Origin of the sequence: Eoetvoesiella sp., assembly GCF_035555955.1 — a bacterium.
In the GTDB taxonomy this organism is placed as follows: Bacteria; Pseudomonadota; Gammaproteobacteria; order Burkholderiales; family Burkholderiaceae_B; genus Eoetvoesia.
The window spans coordinates 39,116-58,730 of the sequence record NZ_DATMGA010000055.1 but is presented as its reverse complement, the minus strand read 5'-3'; the positions used below and the strand labels follow the sequence as shown (position 1 = coordinate 58,730).

The 19,615-nt window shown below is 63.7% G+C and carries 18 protein-coding genes; 5 read left to right on the top strand and 13 right to left on the bottom strand.

The window, feature by feature from the left end:
* Positions 1–284: 284 nt before the first annotated feature.
* Genes VNT00_RS13345 through VNT00_RS13335 form a run of 3 tightly spaced genes read left to right on the top strand, consistent with a single transcriptional unit; the run spans position 285 to position 1,535 of the window.
* Positions 285–623 (top strand): ArsR/SmtB family transcription factor, encoded by a 339-nt coding sequence (locus VNT00_RS13345; protein WP_325588244.1) that lies wholly within the window; start codon positions 285–287, stop codon positions 621–623.
* Positions 614–1,045, top strand: coding sequence for a YeeE/YedE family protein (locus VNT00_RS13340; RefSeq protein WP_325588242.1), 432 nt, complete (start codon positions 614–616; stop codon positions 1,043–1,045). The genes VNT00_RS13345 and VNT00_RS13340 overlap by 10 nt, the downstream gene beginning before the upstream one ends.
* Positions 1,046–1,085: 40 nt before the next feature.
* On the top strand, positions 1,086–1,535 hold the full coding sequence (locus tag VNT00_RS13335) for a DUF6691 family protein (protein WP_325588240.1): 450 nt from the start codon (positions 1,086–1,088) through the stop codon (positions 1,533–1,535).
* Positions 1,536–1,538: 3 nt separating this feature from the next.
* Here the strand turns inward: VNT00_RS13335 and VNT00_RS13330 are convergent, their stop codons facing one another.
* From VNT00_RS13330 to VNT00_RS13315, 4 genes are all read right to left on the bottom strand, one after another.
* On the bottom strand, positions 1,539–3,110 hold the full coding sequence (locus tag VNT00_RS13330) for a phytoene desaturase family protein (RefSeq protein WP_325588238.1): 1,572 nt from the start codon (positions 3,108–3,110) through the stop codon (positions 1,539–1,541).
* A gap of 145 nt (positions 3,111–3,255) precedes the next feature.
* Positions 3,256–4,362, bottom strand: a complete 1,107-nt coding sequence (locus VNT00_RS13325; RefSeq protein ID WP_325588236.1) for a transglutaminase-like domain-containing protein — start codon at positions 4,360–4,362, stop codon at positions 3,256–3,258.
* A 130-nt stretch (positions 4,363–4,492) separates the two neighbouring features.
* Entirely contained in the window at positions 4,493–5,434 is a 942-nt protein-coding gene (locus tag VNT00_RS13320) for a c-type cytochrome (protein WP_325588234.1), read from the bottom strand.
* Complete coding sequence (locus VNT00_RS13315; RefSeq protein ID WP_325588232.1) at positions 5,431–6,144, bottom strand: c-type cytochrome; 714 nt, start codon at positions 6,142–6,144, stop codon at positions 5,431–5,433. Before VNT00_RS13315 ends, VNT00_RS13320 begins: the two co-directional genes overlap by 4 nt.
* A gap of 245 nt (positions 6,145–6,389) precedes the next feature.
* Between VNT00_RS13315 and VNT00_RS13310 the strand changes: the two genes are divergently transcribed.
* On the top strand, positions 6,390–6,950 hold the full coding sequence (locus VNT00_RS13310) for an acyloxyacyl hydrolase (RefSeq protein ID WP_325588230.1): 561 nt from the start codon (positions 6,390–6,392) through the stop codon (positions 6,948–6,950).
* Positions 6,951–7,054: 104 nt separating this feature from the next.
* On the top strand, positions 7,055–7,435 hold the full coding sequence (locus VNT00_RS13305; protein ID WP_325588228.1) for a DUF427 domain-containing protein: 381 nt from the start codon (positions 7,055–7,057) through the stop codon (positions 7,433–7,435).
* Between the two features lie 30 nt (positions 7,436–7,465).
* On the opposite strand, the gene VNT00_RS13300 is transcribed toward VNT00_RS13305, so the two are convergent.
* From VNT00_RS13300 to VNT00_RS13260, 9 genes are all read right to left on the bottom strand, one after another.
* Complete coding sequence (locus VNT00_RS13300) at positions 7,466–8,143, bottom strand: type 1 glutamine amidotransferase domain-containing protein (RefSeq protein WP_325588226.1); 678 nt, start codon at positions 8,141–8,143, stop codon at positions 7,466–7,468.
* A gap of 93 nt (positions 8,144–8,236) precedes the next feature.
* The gene (locus VNT00_RS13295) at positions 8,237–9,334 is read right to left on the bottom strand and encodes an ABC transporter permease (protein WP_325588224.1); all 1,098 of its coding nucleotides are present in this window, start codon (positions 9,332–9,334) and stop codon (positions 8,237–8,239) included.
* Positions 9,331–10,884, bottom strand: a complete 1,554-nt coding sequence (locus VNT00_RS13290) for a sugar ABC transporter ATP-binding protein (RefSeq protein WP_325588222.1) — start codon at positions 10,882–10,884, stop codon at positions 9,331–9,333. Before VNT00_RS13290 ends, VNT00_RS13295 begins: the two co-directional genes overlap by 4 nt.
* A complete protein-coding gene (locus tag VNT00_RS13285; RefSeq protein WP_325588220.1) occupies positions 10,869–11,927 on the bottom strand; it encodes a sugar ABC transporter substrate-binding protein in 1,059 nt (352 codons plus the stop codon). Before VNT00_RS13285 ends, VNT00_RS13290 begins: the two co-directional genes overlap by 16 nt.
* Positions 11,928–11,929: 2 nt before the next feature.
* Positions 11,930–14,107, bottom strand: a complete 2,178-nt coding sequence (locus tag VNT00_RS13280) for a hydantoinase B/oxoprolinase family protein (RefSeq protein ID WP_325588218.1) — start codon at positions 14,105–14,107, stop codon at positions 11,930–11,932.
* Positions 14,104–16,212 (bottom strand): hydantoinase/oxoprolinase family protein, encoded by a 2,109-nt coding sequence (locus VNT00_RS13275; RefSeq protein WP_325588216.1) that lies wholly within the window; start codon positions 16,210–16,212, stop codon positions 14,104–14,106. The genes VNT00_RS13280 and VNT00_RS13275 overlap by 4 nt, the downstream gene beginning before the upstream one ends.
* Positions 16,213–16,290: 78 nt before the next feature.
* On the bottom strand, positions 16,291–17,301 hold the full coding sequence (locus VNT00_RS13270) for a TRAP transporter substrate-binding protein (RefSeq protein ID WP_325588214.1): 1,011 nt from the start codon (positions 17,299–17,301) through the stop codon (positions 16,291–16,293).
* Positions 17,298–18,002, bottom strand: coding sequence for a class II aldolase/adducin family protein (locus VNT00_RS13265; protein ID WP_325588212.1), 705 nt, complete (start codon positions 18,000–18,002; stop codon positions 17,298–17,300). The genes VNT00_RS13270 and VNT00_RS13265 overlap by 4 nt, the downstream gene beginning before the upstream one ends.
* On the bottom strand, positions 17,995–19,614 hold the full coding sequence (locus tag VNT00_RS13260; protein ID WP_325588210.1) for a GMC family oxidoreductase: 1,620 nt from the start codon (positions 19,612–19,614) through the stop codon (positions 17,995–17,997). The genes VNT00_RS13265 and VNT00_RS13260 overlap by 8 nt, the downstream gene beginning before the upstream one ends.
* Position 19,615: the final 1 nt, after the last annotated feature.

The following is a 19,615-nucleotide window of genomic DNA, read 5'->3' as shown; positions in this document are numbered from 1 at the left end:
GAAGTAGGCGAACCTTGTCCTGCCTCTACGAGCAGTCTTGCCGCCGGCTTGGCTGTCGTCTCTCACAGTGGAGCTTCCAGCCGCCAGGCTGAAGAAATTATATCCACTTTTGCCCAGATATATCTATTTTCTGAACAAAATATTCAAATTCTAACAATTGTGGCATTTGAAAACCCCACAATGACCCAGGAAGAAACGGCGCCATGCCATCACAAACATTATATTCATTAATATAATATTTATTGATATAATATTAATCGAAAAAAATGACGCAAACTCATTCCATGAATCACGACATTGCCCTGGACATGCAAGCCATGCGCACCGCCGCCGGCCAGGCTTGCCGTCTGATGAAGGCGCTTTCCAATCCGGATCGCCTGCTGCTTTTGTGCCAACTGGCCCAGGGCGAGAAATGCGTCGGCGAACTGGAGGCCATGGTGGGAATCGGCCAGCCAACGCTCTCGCAGCAACTGGGCGTGCTGCGCGCGGAAGCCATGGTGAGGACGCGGCGGGAAGGCAAGAATATCTACTACAGCATCGCCAGCCCCCAGACACTGGCCGTCATGCAAACACTGTACGCGCAGTTTTGCGCGGCCCAACCGGGAGCAGGCTCATGTCGATAGACTGGAATCACTTCACCCCCTGGACTTCGCTGGCGGGAGGACTGCTCATCGGCCTTGCCGTGGCGCTTTTTCTTTTGCTGCAGGGGCGAATTCTAGGTATCAGCGGCATAACGGGCGGACTGCTGCGCTTCCGCCGGGGCGATATCGGCTGGCGGCTGGCATTCATTGCCGGGCTGTTGGCGGCCTCGCCCGCATGGGTGCTGTTTGCGCCGGCCGTTGCGCCCCGTATCGACGCGGATTGGCCGACACTGGTCATTGCGGGCCTGCTGGTGGGACTGGGCACGCGATACGGCTCGGGCTGCACAAGCGGGCACGGGGTATGCGGCCTGTCCCGGATGTCGCCCCGGTCGCTGACCGCCACTGCCATCTTCATGGCGGCCGGATTCCTGACCGTGTTTGCGGTGCGCCACGCACTGGCCTGAATTGCCTGGATGAAAAACCATGAAACGGAGCCCTGGATACATGCCGCCAATCACTGGATTCTTCATCGGCCTGCTTTTCGGAACCGGCCTTATTCTTTCGGGCATGACCGACCCAGGAAAAGTCATCGGTTTTCTGGATTTGCGGGGCGCATGGGATCCATCGCTCGGCCTGGTCATGGCAGGCGCCATCGCCGTCAGCGCCATCGCTTTCAGAATAGCCCGCCGCCGGAACCGCACACTGGCCGGAGGCAGGCTGGAATTGCCGTCAAACAAGACCATAGACGGGCGGTTGGCGGGTGGCAGCCTGGCGTTCGGCATTGGCTGGGGCCTGGCTGGTTTTTGCCCCGGCCCGGCGCTGGTTTCATTGACGGCGGGACACGCCAAGGCCGCATTGTTCGTACTGGCCATGCTGGCTGGCATGGCTGCCTTCGAGCTGATGGAGCGCGCCCGGCGCACGCCAGGCGGCGCGGTAGGCGCACAAGAACAGTAAAGGCTATTTCGCCAGCATATTGGCCAGCATGAAACCCGAGCCGGCTCCGGTGCCGGCGCCCGGCCAGGTCGAAGCGCCGCACAAGTACAGCGATTTGACCGGAGTGCGGTAGCGCGAATAGCCGGCCACCGGCCGGAACAGGAAGTTCTGATCCAGGTGATGGCTGCCCGAAATGCTGTCGCCCCCAACCAGATTGGGGTTCTCGCGTTCCAGATCCAAGGGCGAGAACACCTTGCGCCCCAGGATTTTCTGCCGCAGCCCCGGTGCATAGCCTTCGATGATGTCGAGCACCCTGTCGGCATAGGCCTCGCGGGCGTCGTCCCAGTTTCGGGCCTCGATGCCGCCCAGCGCATCGCCCCGGATTTCAGCAGGCAAGACGCGCACCTGCACCCACAGCACGTGCTTCCCTTCCGGCGCCCTCGATGGATCGATGGCAGTGGGCTGCCCCACCACCAGCGCCGGCTCGGCGGGCAGCAGACCATCGGCGGCCTCGGCGTACACTCGCGCCATCATCGCCAGGTCGGGAGCGATATGCACATAGGCGTAGCGGCCAAGCTGGGCGCCGGCCTTCCAGTCGGGCAGGCCGCTCAGCGCCAGATGGATCATCATGGTGCCAAGGCCCGGACGGAAAGCCTGCACCTTGGACTCGAATTCCTGGGGCGCCGCGCCGGCCGGCAGCAGCCGGCCGAATACATTGCGGGGATGGACATTGGCAATGACCGCGCGCCGCGCCTGCAATGTGCGGCCATCGGCCAGCACCACGCCCGTCGCGGCGCCGCCATTACCGGTCTGGATGGCCTGCACCGGAGTATCAAGCAGCAGCTCGCCCCCTTTGGCCCGCAGCAGCCCGACCATGGACTTGATGATGGTGTCGGCGCCGCCCTGGCCGATGACCATGCCGAAAGCCTGGTTGGACATGGACTCCAGATAGGGAAACAGCGCGCCGCCGGCCACGTCGGGAGCAAAATCCACATGCAGCCCCCATGTGGCCATCAGCGCCTTGACTTTCTCGTGCTCGAAATTGGCGTTCAGGAAGTCCCTGGGCGACGACAGCATCAGCCGCAGCAGGCCATAGAAGCCTGTGGCGCCAAGCTGGCGCCAGGCGCGCCACAGCACCTTGGCCGTGGCCAGTGACGGCATGGGCGAACCCAGCACCCCGAAGATATGCGGCGCCTTTTGCTTGAAATCGTCGACCATCGAGCGCCAGGCCTGGGCATCGTGTTCGGACAGATTGCGAATATCGGCAACCGTCTGCTCCAGGTCGCCCCCCACCCCCAGGCTTTGGCCATCGCGAAAGACGCTGGCGAAGCAATGAGGCGCCGGCACGAACCCCAGGCCATGCGCGGCCAGTTCGTCCTTGTATCGGGCATGAAAGGCCGAGCCCGCGAACATGGACAGGTTCATCGCGCCCCAGTCGTGCCTGAAGCCGGGCAAGGTCAGCTCCTGGGTCTTGACCGCGCCGCCGGGCTCGGACCTGGCCTCGACAACCGCCGCCTTCCAGCCCTTGGCCGCCAAATGCACCGCCGCCGCCAAACCGTTATGCCCCGCGCCTATGACTATTGCATCGTACGTCACGCCTTATCTCCTTTAGGATTAAAGCAAATAATGCCATCCCGGACGGCAGCCCGTCCAGCCGCCCGGGGCGGCGCCTTCGGTGCCGTATCGATATTGCCTCGCTAGACCTTGACCCGAAGGCCAAGGCTTGCGCTTTGGCGCGTGGTCATATTGCCAATTGGCGCGCCGTCAGGCGGTAGCTGAACGTCTTGGCATCCAGGCTGTCCAGGCGGCCATCGCTGGTTTCACCATTGGGATACATGAGAAAGGGAACGGAACCGTGCTGGGCGCCCGGCAAGGCGACGTCGTGGCCATGGTTGTAGGCCACCCAGTTCATTTCCCATGAGCCGAACAACATGACCTGCGCGGCATGCACCTTCGGATCGGAAAGCGGCAGATCGCCCTGGCCTTCCTGCAGCATGACCTTGCGCACGTCGGCCGGATCCACAGGCACCCACCCATAGCCGGAGGCGTAGAATTCGGCGCGGCAATGCTGCGCCCCCGTAACATCGCCCGACGCGCCCAGGCTTTGATAGCCCAACTGGGAAGCGGCTACCCGTATCCCGTAGGCGTCGCGTGCCGGAATGCCCGAAGCACGGGCCAGCGCCACGAACAGGGAGTTGATGTCGGCGCATTTGCCATTGAGATCGTTGGCTATGAGCATGTAGCGCACGTCGCCGGTGCCACAGCCCGGCGTGGATGCCTTGCGGCAGGTGTTCAAGACCACCCAGGTGCATATGGCGCGCGCCTTGTCCAGGTCGCTTCGGTGGCCGCGCGTAATGCGGTCGGCGGTTTGCTTGACGATGCCATCGGTCGGCAGTAAGGCGGTAGGCTGCAGATAATGCCGAAGAACCTCCCGGCTTTCAGCGGGCGCATCGGCCGAAGGCGGCTGAGTCAGGTCGACACGGCGATTGCGGGTCTGGAAGGTGCTGACGACCTTGATCTTGCGAGGCGATTGGGAATCCGGCCACTGCGCGGCCAGCATCTGCACGTCGTAACCCGGCGCCAGCATGAGCCGCGCGCTGCCGCCGCCCTCGATGCGCCATGTGGTCTGCGCGGCGCGCTGGTACGACGTATTGCGGGCATACGGCACGGGAACCCAGATGCGCGCATGGGCTCCCGGGTCTTGTATATTGATTTCCGTCGTCAGCTCGAAAGTGCGCCAGTCCGACGCAACCGGCACCGAGGCGGCGCGCGCCGGCAGGCTGGCAATGCCCGAAGCGTACAAAGCCCCGGCGGCGGATGACAAGCGAAGAAAGTTGCGGCGATCCATGGCGACTCCTGTAAACAAGAATACTTTGGAACAAGCGGCTTGCCAGGGCTTGCGAACAAGCCCCGATCCTACCATTGCCAATTACCACCAGGGCGAGATAGGCTTGTTCATCATAGCACCGGAGCGGCGGCTATTTCCCCTCGTCCTGCGCCGCCGCCCTTAGCTTGCCGCCATGCGGCGTCGAGCGGGCGCCCAGCACTTTGCCGTTGATCCTTTGCCCGTACAGATCGGTCTTGGCATCGTGGTATTTTCGTTGGGTTTCGTCGACCGAGCCGTTGTAGCGGGGGTCTTGCGGCCTTTCGTGCGCATTCATGTAATAGGCTACGTCCCAGGCTTCCTGGTCGGTCAGGGAGTTGCCCTTGCTGAGCGGCATATTGGCCTTGATGAAAGCCGCCGCCGTGGGAATGCTGTGCATGCCCGCGCCCCAGTTGAACGAGCCGTCGCCCCACAGCGCCGGAAACACCATATGGCCGTTGACGCTTTGCCCCTGGCCATTGGCGCCGTGGCACAACACGCAATTCTTCTGGAAAACCTGCTGTCCACGTACATAGTCGGCGGCCTGGGGGGGCTTGGGCAGCCGGGGGAAGCCCTGCCCCGCGAGCTTGACGCCGGTAGGCGCGTTCTTGGCCATCCAGTACATATAGGACTCGAGCGCGACGATGACTTCGCTGTCCGCCGGCGGCTTGGCGCCGTTCATGCTGAACTGGAAACAGCCTTGCAGACGCTCGGCCAGGGTATTGACGTGCCCGTTCTTGGCGCGGTACGCGGGATACAGCACATAGGCCGCCCACAGCGGCGACGCATCGGCGCGCCGTCCGGCGTCCATGTGGCAGCTTGCGCAGCTCAGGTCGTTGCCGACGAACTTGCCGGCATAAAGGCTGGGCTTGAGGAAGATGTCCTGGCCCTTCCTGACCATTTTCCCGAACTCGTCGTCGGGAATCGCCGTAGAGTCGGGCGGCGTGAACTGCGGCGCAGGGGCCGGTGCGGGAGCGTTTTGCGCCATTGCCGGCGCCATGCCGGACATGGCCAGAACCAAGACGCTGCGAGCGAAGATCGTGGACAATGGTTTCATCGTTTGGCTCCTTGCACGGGCGTTGCGGCGGCTTTGGCCGGCTGAGGCAAGGCTGCGAAATAATCAGCCACAGCCGTAATTTGCGCTTCGTCCATGCGCTGAGCGATCTCGCCCATCAGCCCCAGAGGTCCCGGATCGCGTTTTTGCTGCTTCCAGGCCAGCAACTGCCCTTTGATATAGGCGGCGGACTGGCCCGCAATGGCGGGGAAATTCTGGCCCACACCGACTCCCCCAGGCCCATGGCATTGAATACAGGCGGGAACGTCGCGACTCCAGTCGCCCCGGTTTGCCAGCCAGGCCCCTGTAGCGGTTTTGGGCGGCTGGGTGTCCAGATGGCCGCTCAGGGTCTTGGCGTCGAACACCGGCGGCAGGCTTGCGTAGTAGGCGGCGACCGCCTTGATCTGGTCGGCATTCATGGACTTGGCAATGGGCGCCATGACGGGATTGTTCCGGGCGCCGCTGGCAAAGGCCGCCAGTTGCGCGGCCAGATAGGCCGAGCCTTGCCCCGCCAGGTATGGAAAACCGGCTGCCGCCATGCCTTCGCCGTGCTGGCCATGACAGGTGACGCAGGCCAGCACGGCGCCGCTGCCCGAGGCCGCGATAGTACCCCCCTGCTCGGCCGTCTGGGCCAGAACCGGCGCGCCCATGGCCAAGGCGCTTCCGATGACCAAGCCTGCCGCACAGTTGCCGAAATGAATTTTCCAAGTCATAGGCCAACCTCCCTTTTATATCTATTAAGTATAAATATATAACGAAAAACCTTAAAAACTACCTTCCCGAAACCGGCGAACCGCCTCGAACGCGGCTGAAATCGGCAAGACGGCTGCCGCGCCGTTCGTTACCAAAAGCGAAATCCCGCAAGCCGCCCCATTGTTTTTGGTACTGTGTCATTTCCGGACCGTGCTTTGTACCCGCGAATGATTTTCCGCGCCTCTCTTCGAACAAGGATAGTCAAATGCGTAAAACCTGCCGCCGATCGGCCAGATTCGCCGCCTCCAGCCTGATTCTTGCCGGCGCGCTTTTCTCCGCCGCGGGGCAGGCGGCAAGCCTGCGCAACGAGGCAAACGGCGGAATAAGCCTTCGCGCGGGCTCCGGCGATCATTTCGAGCGCTACGAGCTGGCCTGGGAATCGCCTTCGCTCTGGAGCCACCGGTTTTCTGGAAATAACGGGCGGCTCGACCTGGTGGGCGAACTCGGCGCCGCGTACTGGACCGCCGACCACTCGCCCGGGCCATCGCATGCCTGGCAATTCAGCGCCATACCGTTTCTGCGCTGGACGATAGACCAGCGTTTTTACATCGAGGCTGGGGTGGGGGCGACCGTTTTCACGCGGACACGCTTTGCGGGCAAGGAGATGAGCAGCGCATTTCAATTCGGCGACCATCTGGGGCTTGGCGTGTATCTTTCCGAGTCCAGCCGAGTGGGACTGCGGCTTTCGCACTTTTCGAACGCCGACATCAAGACGCCGAATCCCGGCCTGAATATTGTGCAGCTGACATACACCTATCAGTATTAGCCATCGGCCGGCAAGCATCGAACCGGCCTCTTGCCAACACACAGGCAAAGGACATATGCTGGGAAAATCGGTTGCCAAGCATTGCACAGCAAATAGGTAAGCACATGAACGACGCATCAATCAAGATTCCCGGCCCCGATCATCCCATCACGATAGAGCGCAATCCGAACAGGGTCATCGTGAGCATCGCGGGCAAAATCATTGCCGACACCCGCCAAGCCCTTGCGCTGCGCGAAGCCTCCTACCCGGTAGTCCAGTATATTCCCCGCAAGGATGTCGACATGGCCATGCTGGAACGCACCCGCCACAGCAGCCATTGCCCGTACAAGGGCGATGCCAGCTACTACAGCATTCCTGCGGGCGGCGCCCGTTCGGTCAATGCAGTATGGACGTACGAGACGCCGCCGGCCTCGGTTGCGCAGATCAAGGACTATCTGGCGTTCTATCCCGATCGCATCGACGCCCTGGAAGAACGGCCAGACTGAAAGCCGGGCGGGCGCCCGCCGGCGGCCCCGTCACCCAAGCAGCTTGAGCAACGCCTGGGCGGTGGCCTCCGAGGACGCCGGGTTCTGTCCGGTAACCAGCAAGCCGTCCACCACGAAATGGGATTGCCAATCGCCGGCCTTGGTGTAATGACCGCCGTTTTTCTTGAGCATGTCCTCGACCAGGAAAGGCACGACATCGGCCAGGCCGGCCGCGGTTTCTTCCGTATTGGAAAAGCCGGTCACGTTCTTGCCCTTGACCAGCGGGCTGCCGTCGGCATCCTTGACGTGGCGCAGCACCCCCGGCGCGTGGCAAACCGCCGCAACGGGCTTGCCCTCAGCCAGGAAAGACTTGATCAGGCCGATGGAAAAAGCGTTCTCGGCCAGATCCCATAACGGCCCATGGCCGCCAGGATAGAACACGGCATCGTAATCCGACGCGGACACTTCGGACAGCTTCTGCGTTTGCGCGAGCGCAGCCTGAGCCTTGTCGTCTGCCTTGAAGCGCCGGATGGACTCGGTTTGCGAAGCAGGGTCGTCGCTGGCGGGATCCAGCGGCGGCTGGCCCCCAAGCGGGGAGGCCAGCGTCACCTCGGCGAAGGCATCCTTGAACGCATAATAAGGCGCCGCAAACTCTTCCAGCCAGAATCCGGTACGGCGTCCGGTAGCGCCCAGTTTTCCGTGCGAAGTCAGCACCATCAAAATCTTCATGTCCCGCTCCCGATTTCCCGCTGCTCCAGCGCTAGGCGGGTTCTTCCATCATAGAGCCAGGCAGGCCGGCATACAACCGGCCCACGGGCCGGATCAACGCCTCAGCCGGCTCACGAGGGCAAGTCGCCATGCGGACCACCTGGGAAGAGAAATGGCAATGAGAAGGGCCAGCCCATTGAAGAACTGCTCGATGTAGAAATCGGCGCCAAGCTGCTGCAAGCCGTTGATGCCCGCCGCCAGCACATAGACGGCCAGCACGGTGCCTGGCGCGTTGAAGCGGCCGGGCCGAATGCTGGTGGCGCCCAGGAAAGCGGCGGCAAATGCGGGCAGCAGGAAATTGCCGCCGATGTTCGGATTCGCCGAGCCCAGGATGCTGGTCGACAATACGCCGGCCAGCGCGGACAACAGCGAGGCCAGGACAAAACACTGAAAACTGATGCGGCGCACATCGATGCCGGTCAAGGCGGCCGCGCGAACATTTCCCCCCGTTGCAAAAGCGCGCCGCCCCCAGGTGGTGTATTCAAAAAGCAGCCACAGCAATGCCCCCACCAGCAGGACGTAAATCAGGGGCAGCGGCACGAAGCCCAGGTCGGTCCGCCCCATGGCAAGAAACCACGACGGCAAGGCGCCGAAAATCGATTCCCCGTTCGTATACCACTGTGTGCATCCCTGGACGACGATGCCGGTGGCCAGCGTCGTAATGAACGCATTGAGCCCGCCATAGGCAACCAGCAGCCCATTCACGACGCCGATCAACAGGCCCGCGGCCAGCGCAATGGCGATGGCCGCGACCGGGCTCATGCCGGCATGCAATACCAGACCGGCCGCCAGGGATTGAGCCAGCGCCATCTGAAAACCGATGGACAAGTCGAATTGCCCGCAGATCAACGGGGGGATAGCCGCCAATGCCAGCAAAGCAAGCACGGCATTGGTCGAGGCGATCATGCGGGCATTGCCGGCGCTAAGGTAGGTATCGGGACGCAGCAGCGCGAACAAAACCACGACTCCGATCAGCACCAGCACCAATCCATAATTGGACACCCAGTTTTTCAACTGCCAGGAAAAGCCGCTTTCAGCGGCCTGCCGCATTTCGGCGCGAGACGGGGTCGCTTTCGGCGCCGTCTCGACCTTGCCCCGCTTGACCTCGGCCTGAAGTCCGAGGCTTGCGCTTTGGCGTGTGGTCATTTTCATCTTGGTATCTCCTTGTCATCGGCCTGCGCGCTTGTTCTTTGAGCGTCGACCGGCTTTAGCGCCTCGTAGACGAGCCGCGACTGGGTCAGGGCCGCGCCCTCCAGCAACGCCACCGGACTGCCATTGGCAAGCACCAGCGCGCGATCGGCAAGCGATTCGATTTCCTCGAAATCGCTGGACGCCAGAATTACCGCCATGCCGCGCGCGGTCTCCCGCCGGAGCAGGTCGTACAGTTCGGCGCGCGCGCCGATATCCACGCCCGCGGTCGGATCGATCATCAGCAGCGCCCGGGGAGTGCTTTCCAGCGCCCTGGCGAACAAGACCTTTTGCTGGTTGCCGCCCGACAGCATCCCTATTTCCAGCTCGCCGCACTCGTCCGGCTGTATTCCGAACCGCCGTATCAATTCAGCGCAGCGACGCCGTTCCGCGGAAATGGATCCCGCGCGCCCATGCTTGGCCAGCGCGAAAATATTTTCCCGGACAGTCAGCCCCGGAAAGACGCTGGCCGCGCGCTCGCCGCTTATGACTTGATAGCCATGGACACGCAACGCACCGGCATCGCCAAGCGGCAGCACCTGCCCATCCAGCATGAACGAGCCGGCTTCCGGCTTGCCCACGCCAGCCAGCCAATGCGCGGCGGCTTCATAGCCCGACCCCACCAGCCCGGTAATGCCCAATACCTCGCCACAGCCCACCTCGAAATCCAGCGGGCTGTTCAGGCCCTTGCCGAGCAAGCCCCGCGCCTGCACGCATGCCGCCCGGGCCATGGACGCCGCAGGCTTGGCTCGATGCTGCACGTCACGGCCGACGATCCAGCGAACGATCTGCGCATGATCCACCTGATCGAGCGCCGCACTGGCCACCCGGCAGCCATCGGCAAACACCGTGGCCCGGTCGCACAGGCCGAAGATTTCCTCGATGCGATGCGTTACGAAAACAACCGAAACGCCCTGCTCCCGGGTGCGCCGGATCACACCATGCAGACGCGTCGCCTCCGGCGCCGGCAGGCTTGCCGTCACCTCGTCGAGCACAATGATTCTGGCCTGGCCGGCCAATGCGCGGGCGATGGCCGTAATGACCTTCTCCGCCTGCGACAAGTCGCCGACCAATCGGCCAGGATCGATGTCGGAGCCAAGCGCTCTCAAGCGTTCGGATACCGCCCGGCTGGTCGCCGGAAAGTCGATCAATCCCCCCTTGCGAGTCACGTAGCCCGTTTCGATCGCCACATTGTCGAGCACGCTCAGGGCATCGACCAGGCCAAGATCCTGGTGAACGAACCGCAGTCCGAACGACGCCGCATCGCGGGGTGTCGCCACAGCGGGCCAATCGCGCCCCGACACCTGGATCTCGCCTTCGTCGGGCCGCAACAGACCGGCCAGCACCTTGATCAGGGTGGATTTTCCGGCGCCGTTCTCGCCGAGCAGGGCATGGATCTCGCATGGCCCCAACTCGAAATCGGCGCCGGCCAGCGCCACGGCCGAGCCATAGCTCTTCTTGAGGCCGCGAACCTGCAAGGCCCACGGCGTATCGGCCATCACTTCTTGCCCCACAACTTTTCATAGTCGGCCCTGAAGTCGACGTCGCCCAGCCAGCCCTTCGTGGCGGGCGCGTTGCTGCGATCGATCAGGCGGAACGCCACGGGTATGTTCGCGGGCTTGGCCTTGCCGAACGCACGATTCATCTCGTCGATGGCCTGCCACCCCATCCATTCCGCCGGATTGGCTATCGTCATGGCCTGGGTGCCCGCGCGAATGGCCTGTATGGCCTGGGGATCGCCTTCGTAGCCGGCCACCTTGACCTTGCCGCTCCTGCCGGCCTGGCGCACCCCTTCTGTCACGAAGAAGGCGTTGGAATCGAAAGGCGCCACAATGTAGTCCGCCTTGGCCTTGCGCATCAGTTCCGCCGCCACAGCGCCCGGCAGGCGCTGCGCCATGGTGCCGATGGTGGACTCGATGCTGCCCACGATCTTGCACTGGCCGCACTGGACGATCTCGGCCTTGAATCCAGCCACCCTCTCGTTCAGCTCTGGAAATTCCTTGTCTTCAACAACGAGGATATTGGCATTTCCACCGGAATCTGCCGCCACCCATTTCGCCATCAGGACGCCCTGCGCCCTGTGATCGGGCCGCACGTACGCGAAAACCGGGCTGCCCGCATCGGGCGGCGGGTTGAAGATGGATACGACCGGAATCTTCGCGGCGGCGGCGCGGGCCAGCCCATCGCCCACCAGCATGGGGGGAACGGCATCGATGATGATGCCATTGGCGCCCGCGGCAATCGCGGACTGTATTGCACTATTCCAGGTGCCGGGGTCGCCCTTGCCGTCGATGACGCGTACCGTCCAGCCGAGTTTTTCGCCGGCTTCCTTGGCGCCGTTGGCGGCCCGCACGCAACCTATGCCCTGGGATGTGCAGGTGACGACATAGATAGTCTTGCCCTTGGCCGGGGCGGGCGCGGCAGGCGGCGCCTGCCACTGGACCACCGGCGCCTTGGCCTTGGCAACGGCCGCAGCCGGATCATCGGCGGCGGGCGCCGCCGAGGAAAACGCCGCCGCTGCCAGCAGCAGGGCGCCGCTCAATATCTTATGGTTCATGATTATGTCTCCGTGGGTTCTAAAATTTCTTCTGATACCTTCAGTTCTACGTCATGCAGCGAAGCGCTGTCTTTGCGAACCACCTCCAGCTCCAGCAGAGTGGCGCACGACGGGCAGCTGAATTCGCGCATCTCCAGCTCCTCATGCAATTTCAGGTGCTCGCCGATATCGGCGGCGGCCAGCCGCCGCGTGGCGGCGTGCTTCTTCCAGTTGCCATCCATCCGCCCCAGCTCCGCGCCGCAGCGGCAGACGAAACTTCCGGCGCCGTTGACGCTTACCGCGGGAACGGGAGCCGCCGTTTGGGGTGAAGGCAGCGGCCGGGCCGGCTTCTTGCCACCGATCCGGGCCGACCGCAGTTGGTCGCGCTGGCGCACACTGGCCGGGAAATCCACGGCGCCGTCGTCCGTCAATACGACGCCATAGCGCAGCGATGCCGCCGCGCGGCTTACCAGGCCGCTTTTCACATCGGCAGCCACGGCTTCCGGGTTCCGCAGCAGCGGATCCCCGTATCCGCCGCCTCCCTGGAAGGTGTAGGCAAGCACGTCCCCCGCCGCCAGGCGCATGCGTCCCGGCTTGGCGCACAGCGACTCTGTCCGCTCGTCCGCCAGCAGCGATGCCGTGCTGGTATAGCGGCTGGCGAGCGCCGCGATATCGCCTCCACCGATCCGCCGCAGGTTCTTGCCGCAAGCGCCGGGCAGCCCGCCGTGCAGGCCGATCGAATTGGGCACCTCCACGCCGTGTCCCAGCATCATGGCGTTCAGGCTGTCCGTGTCGTAGGGCGTAACGGCCAGCCCCACCCCGGCCCCTCCGCGCCGTTCGCCCGGGCCTCCGGTATCCGGCACGAAGGAACGGTACAAATACAGATAAGGGCCATAAGCCTCGTTGACTTCGACATTCGCAATGGTCGGCTGCGGCACGACGTAGTCCCCGGAGCCGTCCAGCCCATCGTGGTCGATGAAGGCCCCGCCGCCCCCCGCCGTGGAATCCAGCAGGAAGGTGCCGAAGGGTTCGCCGTCGCGCCCCTGGCCGGCGAGCGTCATGACCATCATGTGGCCCTTGGTTACCGCCTGGCCTTCGCGCATGAGATCCGGAGAGCAGGCCACCATGCGCGACAGCGCCGCGACAGCCGTGTTCATGACAATCCACGCCGCCGAGATGGTGCCCGACGAGGTAGGCGCGGGCCGCGTGGCATTGCACAGGATTCCTTCCGGCGCCTTGACGACGACCGGCCGCATGACGCCGTCGTTCCAGCGCATGTCATACCCGAGAATGGGCAGCAGGCCGGTGAACAATGCGCCGCGCAGCCCCGACATGGTGCAGTTGATGAACCCGCCGGCCTGCGGCGAAGTACCTTCCAGATCGAAGGTCAGCGTATCGTCCTGCTTGGTGACGGTGAGCACGACCTGGAACAGCTCGTTGGTGTGGCCGTCATGCTCGATATAGTCGCGCGCGCGGAACTTCCCGTCGGGGATGGACCGCAAGCGCTCACGCAGGCTGCGTTCGCTGCTGGCGATCTCCTCGTGCATGACCTGCTCGACGGTGCCGGCCCCATAACGATCCATCAGCTCGCCCAGGCGCTTGGCCGCCACGTTGTTTGCGGCGATCATGGCCTTCAAATCCAGGCCGAGCATGTGCGGCAGCCGCGTCATGCCCATGATCATGCGCCACAGGTCGTCGCGCAGCACGCCTTGCTCCACAATGCGCACACCGGGGATCAGCACGGCCTCCTGCTGGACTTCGGTTGCGCCTATGCCCCAGCTGCCGAAATTCATGCCGCCCATGTCGAGCTGGTGCGCGCAGGAACCGGACCATGCTATATGCCGGCCGTCGTGGAAGATAGGAGCCACGATGGAAACGTCAGGCTGGTGGATGGCGCCCTTGTAGGGGTCGTTGAGGATGAACATGTCGCCGTCCCGGATGTCCTCGGGCCGGAAGTCGTCGATGATGCTCTTGATGACCGTGGACATCGTTCCCGTATGGAAGATCACCTGGGGCCCCATGGTCACGATGGAGCCGTCGGCCAGGTACAAGCCGTTGTTGAAATCGGTGGCTTCCGTCACGACCGGCGAGCCCGATACCGACTTCAGCGTAATGGCCTGCTCTTCCGTGATGGCCTGCAGCTTGTTGCGGATGACCTCGAAACTGATCGCATCGACGTTGTGGGTGGTGGAGGTTTTCATTCCTGCGTCTCCTGGATATCGATCAAAAGGTTGCCGGCGGCGTCCAGGCTGGCGGATTGCCCGGCGCCTACATAAACGGCGGTTTCGGGATGCTCGATGACGGCGGGCCCGTCGACCACCTGGCCCACCGGCAGATCCAGCCATTGCCAGATCAGCGCTTTCACCGCCACGCACTGGCGCGGCTCGAACACCTCCCTCGAGGCCGGCCTGGCCGCCTGATCGGGAGAATTGGCGACAAGATCCGGCTTTTTCAGCCGGCCCACGACATTGACATGGAAAGCGCTGATCTCGACGCCCGCGTCGCGGAATCCCGATCCTTTGCCGTATGCGCCCTCGTAGGCGTTCTCGAATCTTTCCACCACCGCGCGCACACTCTCGGGACCGATTTCCCCATCGGGAAAGGGAATGAGCAGATCATGTACCTGGCGGCGATAGCGCATGGCGACGCTGCGCGCCACCTCGGTATCGTCCCTGGCCACGCCCGAACGCAGGACGCCCTCGAGCGCCTCGCTTTCCAGATCGCCGAAGATTTCCTCGATGCGACCGGCATCCAGGCCCTCCCAGGGCGCCTTGCCTGCACCGCCGCCGGACATGGGTTCGCTGCGCTCCGAGCTGTAGTGGACGTCCGAGGCCAAGGCCCCGTAGGCCGAGTGCACCATGCTGGTGGCCGGCACGACGATGCGCCGCACTCCGAGTTCCGCGCCGAAGCCCGCGCAATGCACCGGGCCGGCTCCGCCATAGGCAAACAGGGTAAAGTCGCGCGGATCATGGCCCCGGCCAACGGTTACCTCGCGCAGCGTATCCGCCATGTGATCGTCGACGATGCGGCGTATGCCCGCGGCGGCCTCATACACCGACAGGCCCAGCGGCCTGGCGATTTGTTCGTCTATCGCCGCCTCGGCGGCGCGGCGGTCGAGCTTCATGCGTCCGCCCAGAAAATTGTCGGGATCGATGATGCCCAGCACCACGTCGGCATCGGTCGTCGTGACGCGGGTTCCGCCGCGCCCGTAGCAAACGGGCCCGGGCCGGGCGCTGGCGCTTTCAGGGCCGACGCGCAGCTGCCCTTGCTCGACTCGCGCTATCGACCCGCCACCGGCGCCGATGGCGCGGATGTCGATCATGGGAGAAGACAAATGAAAGCCGCCCGCCTCGTGGTTGACGGAAACAATGGGAACGCCATCGACGATCAGCGCCACATCGAAGCTGGTGCCGCCCATGTCGGTGGTGATGACATTGCGAAGACCCATGGCCGTTGCAAGCTCCAGCGATCCCATGACGCCGCCCGTCGGTCCGCTGGTCACCAGGGCGACGGGGCGATTGGCCGCCTCGTCGGCGGGCATGACACCGCCCGCGCTGTTCAGCACGAAGAAGTTGCCCTTGAAGCCCTGCTCGCGCAACAGGCCATCCACCTTGCGCAGATAGGCCACCACCTTGAGCGCCAGATAGCTGTTCATGGCCGTGGTTGCCGTGCGCTCGTATTCGCCGATGGACGGCGCCACCTCGCACGACACGCTGACGTAGGCGTCGGGAGCCTGCTCGCGGATCAGCTCGCGTATTCTCAACTCATGCGCCGGATGCCTGAACGACCAGAGCAGCGACACCGCGAACGTCTGGACGCCTTGCTCGAGCAAGCGCGCTATGGCGGCTCGAACCTCGGACTCGTCCAAAGGCAGAATCACCCTTCCGGCATAGTCGACGCGCTCGGTCACCTCTTCAACCAGATGCCGCGGCACCAGCGGTTGAGGATACCGGCGGCGGCTGTACCAGCCCAGTTGGGTGGAGGGTATCCCCGCCGTAAAGCCTTTCAGGCGCTGCAGCGCGAGCGTATCGCCAAACCCCTTCGTCGTGATCAGGCCCGTCAGCGCGCCATCGCGCTCGATCAGGGCGTTGGTCGCCTGCGTCGTTCCATGACCGAAAGTCGTGATGCGGGCAAGCAGTTGCCCGGTGGACAGCCCCTTGCCCTGCGCCGCGTAGTCTATGGCCTCGAACAAGCCTGCCTCCAGGTTTCCCGGCGTGGTCAGCGCCTTGGTCGTGCTTACGCGGCCCTCTTCGTCCATGAGCACGAGATCCGTGAACGTGCCCCCGATATCGATACCTAAATACATGATGTTGTCTCCGTTATTGCGTAACGGCGCGACGCGAGGCCCGGTTCGGAGCCCTGCCGGCCGCGCCATATCCAGGCCCTAGCGATACTTCTGTGCGACGGCCTTGAAGATTTCGTAGTCCGCCTTCTCCTGGGGGTTCTTGCTGAATACAGCTTCGGCGCTTTCCTGGGCAAGCTTGACGAACCGGGCCGCGTCGGGCGCATCGAGCGTCAATGACTTGCCGCCATGCTGCTCCCACACCTTGCGGGCGTTGTCGGCATCCTGGGCGGCCCACGTGTAGATATGTTCGTCGGCCTTGCGTGCTTCCTCCTTGACGATGGCGCTCAGCTCCGGTCCGATGGTTTTCAGGAACTGGGAATTGATGATCGCCACCACGGCAATGTGCGTGGACGGCAAGTAGGTCATCGTCTTGGTGACGTCGTAGAACTTCAGCGACGTGAAAATCGTATTGCCGCTTACCGCGCCGTCTATCGTTTTGTTCTGCATGGCGGGCAGCACTTCGCCCAGCGACATCGACAGCGGCGCCGCTCCCAATGCCTTGAACATATGCAGGAACAGCGGCGAGCCCGGAACCCTGAGCTTCTTGCCCTGGATATCGGTCAGGGTTTTAAAGGGCTCGTTGGTCGCCACGGCGACCGGCGTGTGCATGAACGTCGTCAGCACTTCGTACCCCTTCGACTTTCCGTAGGACGCAAGCAGCTTGCGGATTTCCGGATCGCTCAGGACCTTGTTGCCCTGTTCCATGCTGTCGAAGATGCCGGTCGCCGACAACACGCCGAAGCGCGGATCCAGACTTTCGTAGAAACCCGAGGCGTTCAGCGCGACTTCCACGGTGCCCATCGTCACGCCCTCGATCGTCCTGGGCGCCGAACCCAGCTGGCCCGCTGGGTAGACCTCGACCTTGATCCGCCCGCCGGAGCGCGCATCGATCCCCTTCTTGAGCGTGTTGAGCCACTCCACGCCGGCGTCGTTGGTGGTCGTGGTGGTCAGCTTCATCGTAAATCGAGGCGCCGCCACCGCCGCGGCAGCAATCAGAAACGAACCCGTCAGCGCGGCCAGCATGGCCGCCATCATATTTTTTGCTTTCATTGCCTGGTCTCCAGAAATTTCCTCTTCCACATGTCCCAGGCTCGTTCGACCTGGGTTTCGATTTGCTGCGTCGCCGCCTTCGCTTCCGCGGGCGACAGGAACTCGATGGCGCCCAGATGGGATGCCTGTATCTGGGCCCGCGCATTGATCTCGGCGTACACGGCCCGATAGACGGCCTTTTTAAGCGTGTCCGCCACGACGGTCACGCCATGGCCGCGCATCAGCACCAGCGACTCGTCGCCCAGCGATTCGGCCAGCGCCTCCCCCAAACGGTTGTCGGTAACCAGGAGGCTGGTGCCGTCCCCGCCCGCATCGCGTATCTCGAACACCGGGGCGCCCTTGCCGATGAATCCGGCCATGTGGCAAAGCGGCCTCAACGGCGCCGTCTTGACCACGCTGAACGGCACGACGGAAGGAGAATGGCTGTGCACGACAGCCATCACGTCGGGGCGGGCGCGGTAGATCTGGCCATGGATGAAGCGCTCCAGGTACACCGGACGGCCGGCCGCGTCGATGGGGGTGCCGTCCAGTTCGAACTGCACAATGTCGTCGGCGGCAACCAGCGCAGGCGCCATATTGCGGCACTGCAGGAAGCGCCCCGCGTTTTGCGGGTGCCGCATGCTGACATGGCCGAAGGCGTCGAGCACGCCCTGGTCGAACAGGATGTGGCTGGCCGCCACCAGGTCTTCGATGCTATCCATGATTGATCCGCCCCAGGATATGGTCGGACGCCTTTTCCGCCATCATGATGATGGGCGCGTTGGTCGGCCCCCGGGTTATCCTCGGCATGGCCGATCCGTCCACGACGCGAAGGCCCTCGATGCCGCGCACGCGCAAATTCCCGTCCAGCACCGCCATGGGATCCCGCGACGCCCCCATCCTGCAGGTGCCCACAGGATGGTGCAGGGTGATCGCAGTGCTGCGGACGAACGCATCGATATCCTCGTCCGTCGTCGCTGCCTTGCCCGGCGCAAGTTCCGCGCCGCGCAAGGGCGAAAAGGCATTCTGCGAGCCAATTTCCCGCATGATCCGTATCATCCTGCGCACGGATTCGCGGTCGCTCCGCGTATCCAGGAAATTCTGCCGGATCAATGGCGCGGCGGCCGGATCGGCGCTCGCCAGGCTTATGCTGCCCCGGCTCTCGGGAGTCAGGAAAACCCCCTTTATGGAATACGCATCGTCGTACGGCTTGAGGAGCGCGCCCAGATGCGGCCCGGCGGTCATGGGCGCCGCAGCCAGTATGATCTGCACGTCGGGCAAAGACAGGTGCGCATCGCTGCAAACCAGGCCCACCGCCGCGGCCGGGATTTTGCTGGATATCCCCGTTCCGAAATACCAGGTGCGCAGCATGTCGATGGCAATGCGATCCAGACGCAAAGCGCGATGCAGGGGACCGGGCTTGCGCCGCCGCCAGCGCACGTCGCAGGCAATATGGTCATGCAGGTTCTGGCCGACACCCGGAATGTCCGCATGGACCTTGATTCCCAGGCGCTCCAGCGACGATGCCGGGCCGATGCCCGACAGCATCAGCAGTTGCGGCGAATTGATGACGCCGCCGGCCAGCAGGACCTCGCGCCGGGCAAACACCTTCTCGATCTTGCCCGCCGCCCGAAACTCGACGCCCACCGCTCGTCCGTTTTCCAGCAATACCCGGTTCGCCAGCACCCCCGTGCGCACCACCACATTGCCCCGGGCAACGGCGGGACGCAGATAGGCCGACGCGGCGCTCCAGCGGCGCCCCTTGCGTATGGTCACCTGCATGGGGCCGAAACCCACGGGGCTGCGCGCGTTGTAGTCGCTGTTGCGCGGATAGCCAAGCTGCTGCGCCGACGACATGAAGGCATCCAGCAAGGGGTCTTCGAAGCTCAGCCGGTTGACGGTCAAGGGGCCGCTGCCGCCGCGCAGTTCGCTGGCCCCTTCCGCCCACGATTCGCTGCGCCTGAAATACGGCAGCACATCGGCATACGACCAGCCTTCCAGCCCCAGCTCGTTGGCCCAGCAATCGTAGTCCTGCGCCGCGCCGCGCCCATAGGCCATGCCGTTTATGGACGAGCTGCCGCCCAGCACCTTGCCGCGCGCGCATTCTATGCGCCGATTGTCCATGCCCGGCTCGGGCTCGGTGGCATAGCCCCAGTCGTACAGGCGGTGCTTCAGGATGAGACCCCACGTCAACGGCAGCTGGATGATGGGCGAACGGTCCTTGCCGCCCGCCTCGAGCACCAGGATCTTCAGATCCCGCTCTGCGCCAAGGCGATACGCCAGCGTGCAGCCGGCCGATCCCGCGCCAACGATGATGTAGTCGTATTCCGTCATA

Coding starts and splice junctions, on each gene's coding strand:
- VNT00_RS13345 (WP_325588244.1), top strand. CDS start 285: ATGAATCACGACATTGCCCTGGACATGCAAGCCATGCGCACCGCCGCC.
- VNT00_RS13340 (WP_325588242.1), top strand. CDS start 614: ATGTCGATAGACTGGAATCACTTCACCCCCTGGACTTCGCTGGCGGGA.
- VNT00_RS13335 (WP_325588240.1), top strand. CDS start 1,086: ATGCCGCCAATCACTGGATTCTTCATCGGCCTGCTTTTCGGAACCGGC.
- VNT00_RS13325 (WP_325588236.1), bottom strand. CDS start 4,362: ATGGATCGCCGCAACTTTCTTCGCTTGTCATCCGCCGCCGGGGCTTTG.
- VNT00_RS13320 (WP_325588234.1), bottom strand. CDS start 5,434: ATGAAACCATTGTCCACGATCTTCGCTCGCAGCGTCTTGGTTCTGGCC.
- VNT00_RS13315 (WP_325588232.1), bottom strand. CDS start 6,144: ATGACTTGGAAAATTCATTTCGGCAACTGTGCGGCAGGCTTGGTCATC.
- VNT00_RS13310 (WP_325588230.1), top strand. CDS start 6,390: ATGCGTAAAACCTGCCGCCGATCGGCCAGATTCGCCGCCTCCAGCCTG.
- VNT00_RS13305 (WP_325588228.1), top strand. CDS start 7,055: ATGAACGACGCATCAATCAAGATTCCCGGCCCCGATCATCCCATCACG.
- VNT00_RS13300 (WP_325588226.1), bottom strand. CDS start 8,143: ATGAAGATTTTGATGGTGCTGACTTCGCACGGAAAACTGGGCGCTACC.
- VNT00_RS13295 (WP_325588224.1), bottom strand. CDS start 9,334: ATGAAAATGACCACACGCCAAAGCGCAAGCCTCGGACTTCAGGCCGAG.
- VNT00_RS13285 (WP_325588220.1), bottom strand. CDS start 11,927: ATGAACCATAAGATATTGAGCGGCGCCCTGCTGCTGGCAGCGGCGGCG.
- VNT00_RS13280 (WP_325588218.1), bottom strand. CDS start 14,107: ATGAAAACCTCCACCACCCACAACGTCGATGCGATCAGTTTCGAGGTC.
- VNT00_RS13275 (WP_325588216.1), bottom strand. CDS start 16,212: ATGTATTTAGGTATCGATATCGGGGGCACGTTCACGGATCTCGTGCTC.
- VNT00_RS13270 (WP_325588214.1), bottom strand. CDS start 17,301: ATGAAAGCAAAAAATATGATGGCGGCCATGCTGGCCGCGCTGACGGGT.
- VNT00_RS13265 (WP_325588212.1), bottom strand. CDS start 18,002: ATGGATAGCATCGAAGACCTGGTGGCGGCCAGCCACATCCTGTTCGAC.
- VNT00_RS13260 (WP_325588210.1), bottom strand. CDS start 19,614: ATGACGGAATACGACTACATCATCGTTGGCGCGGGATCGGCCGGCTGC.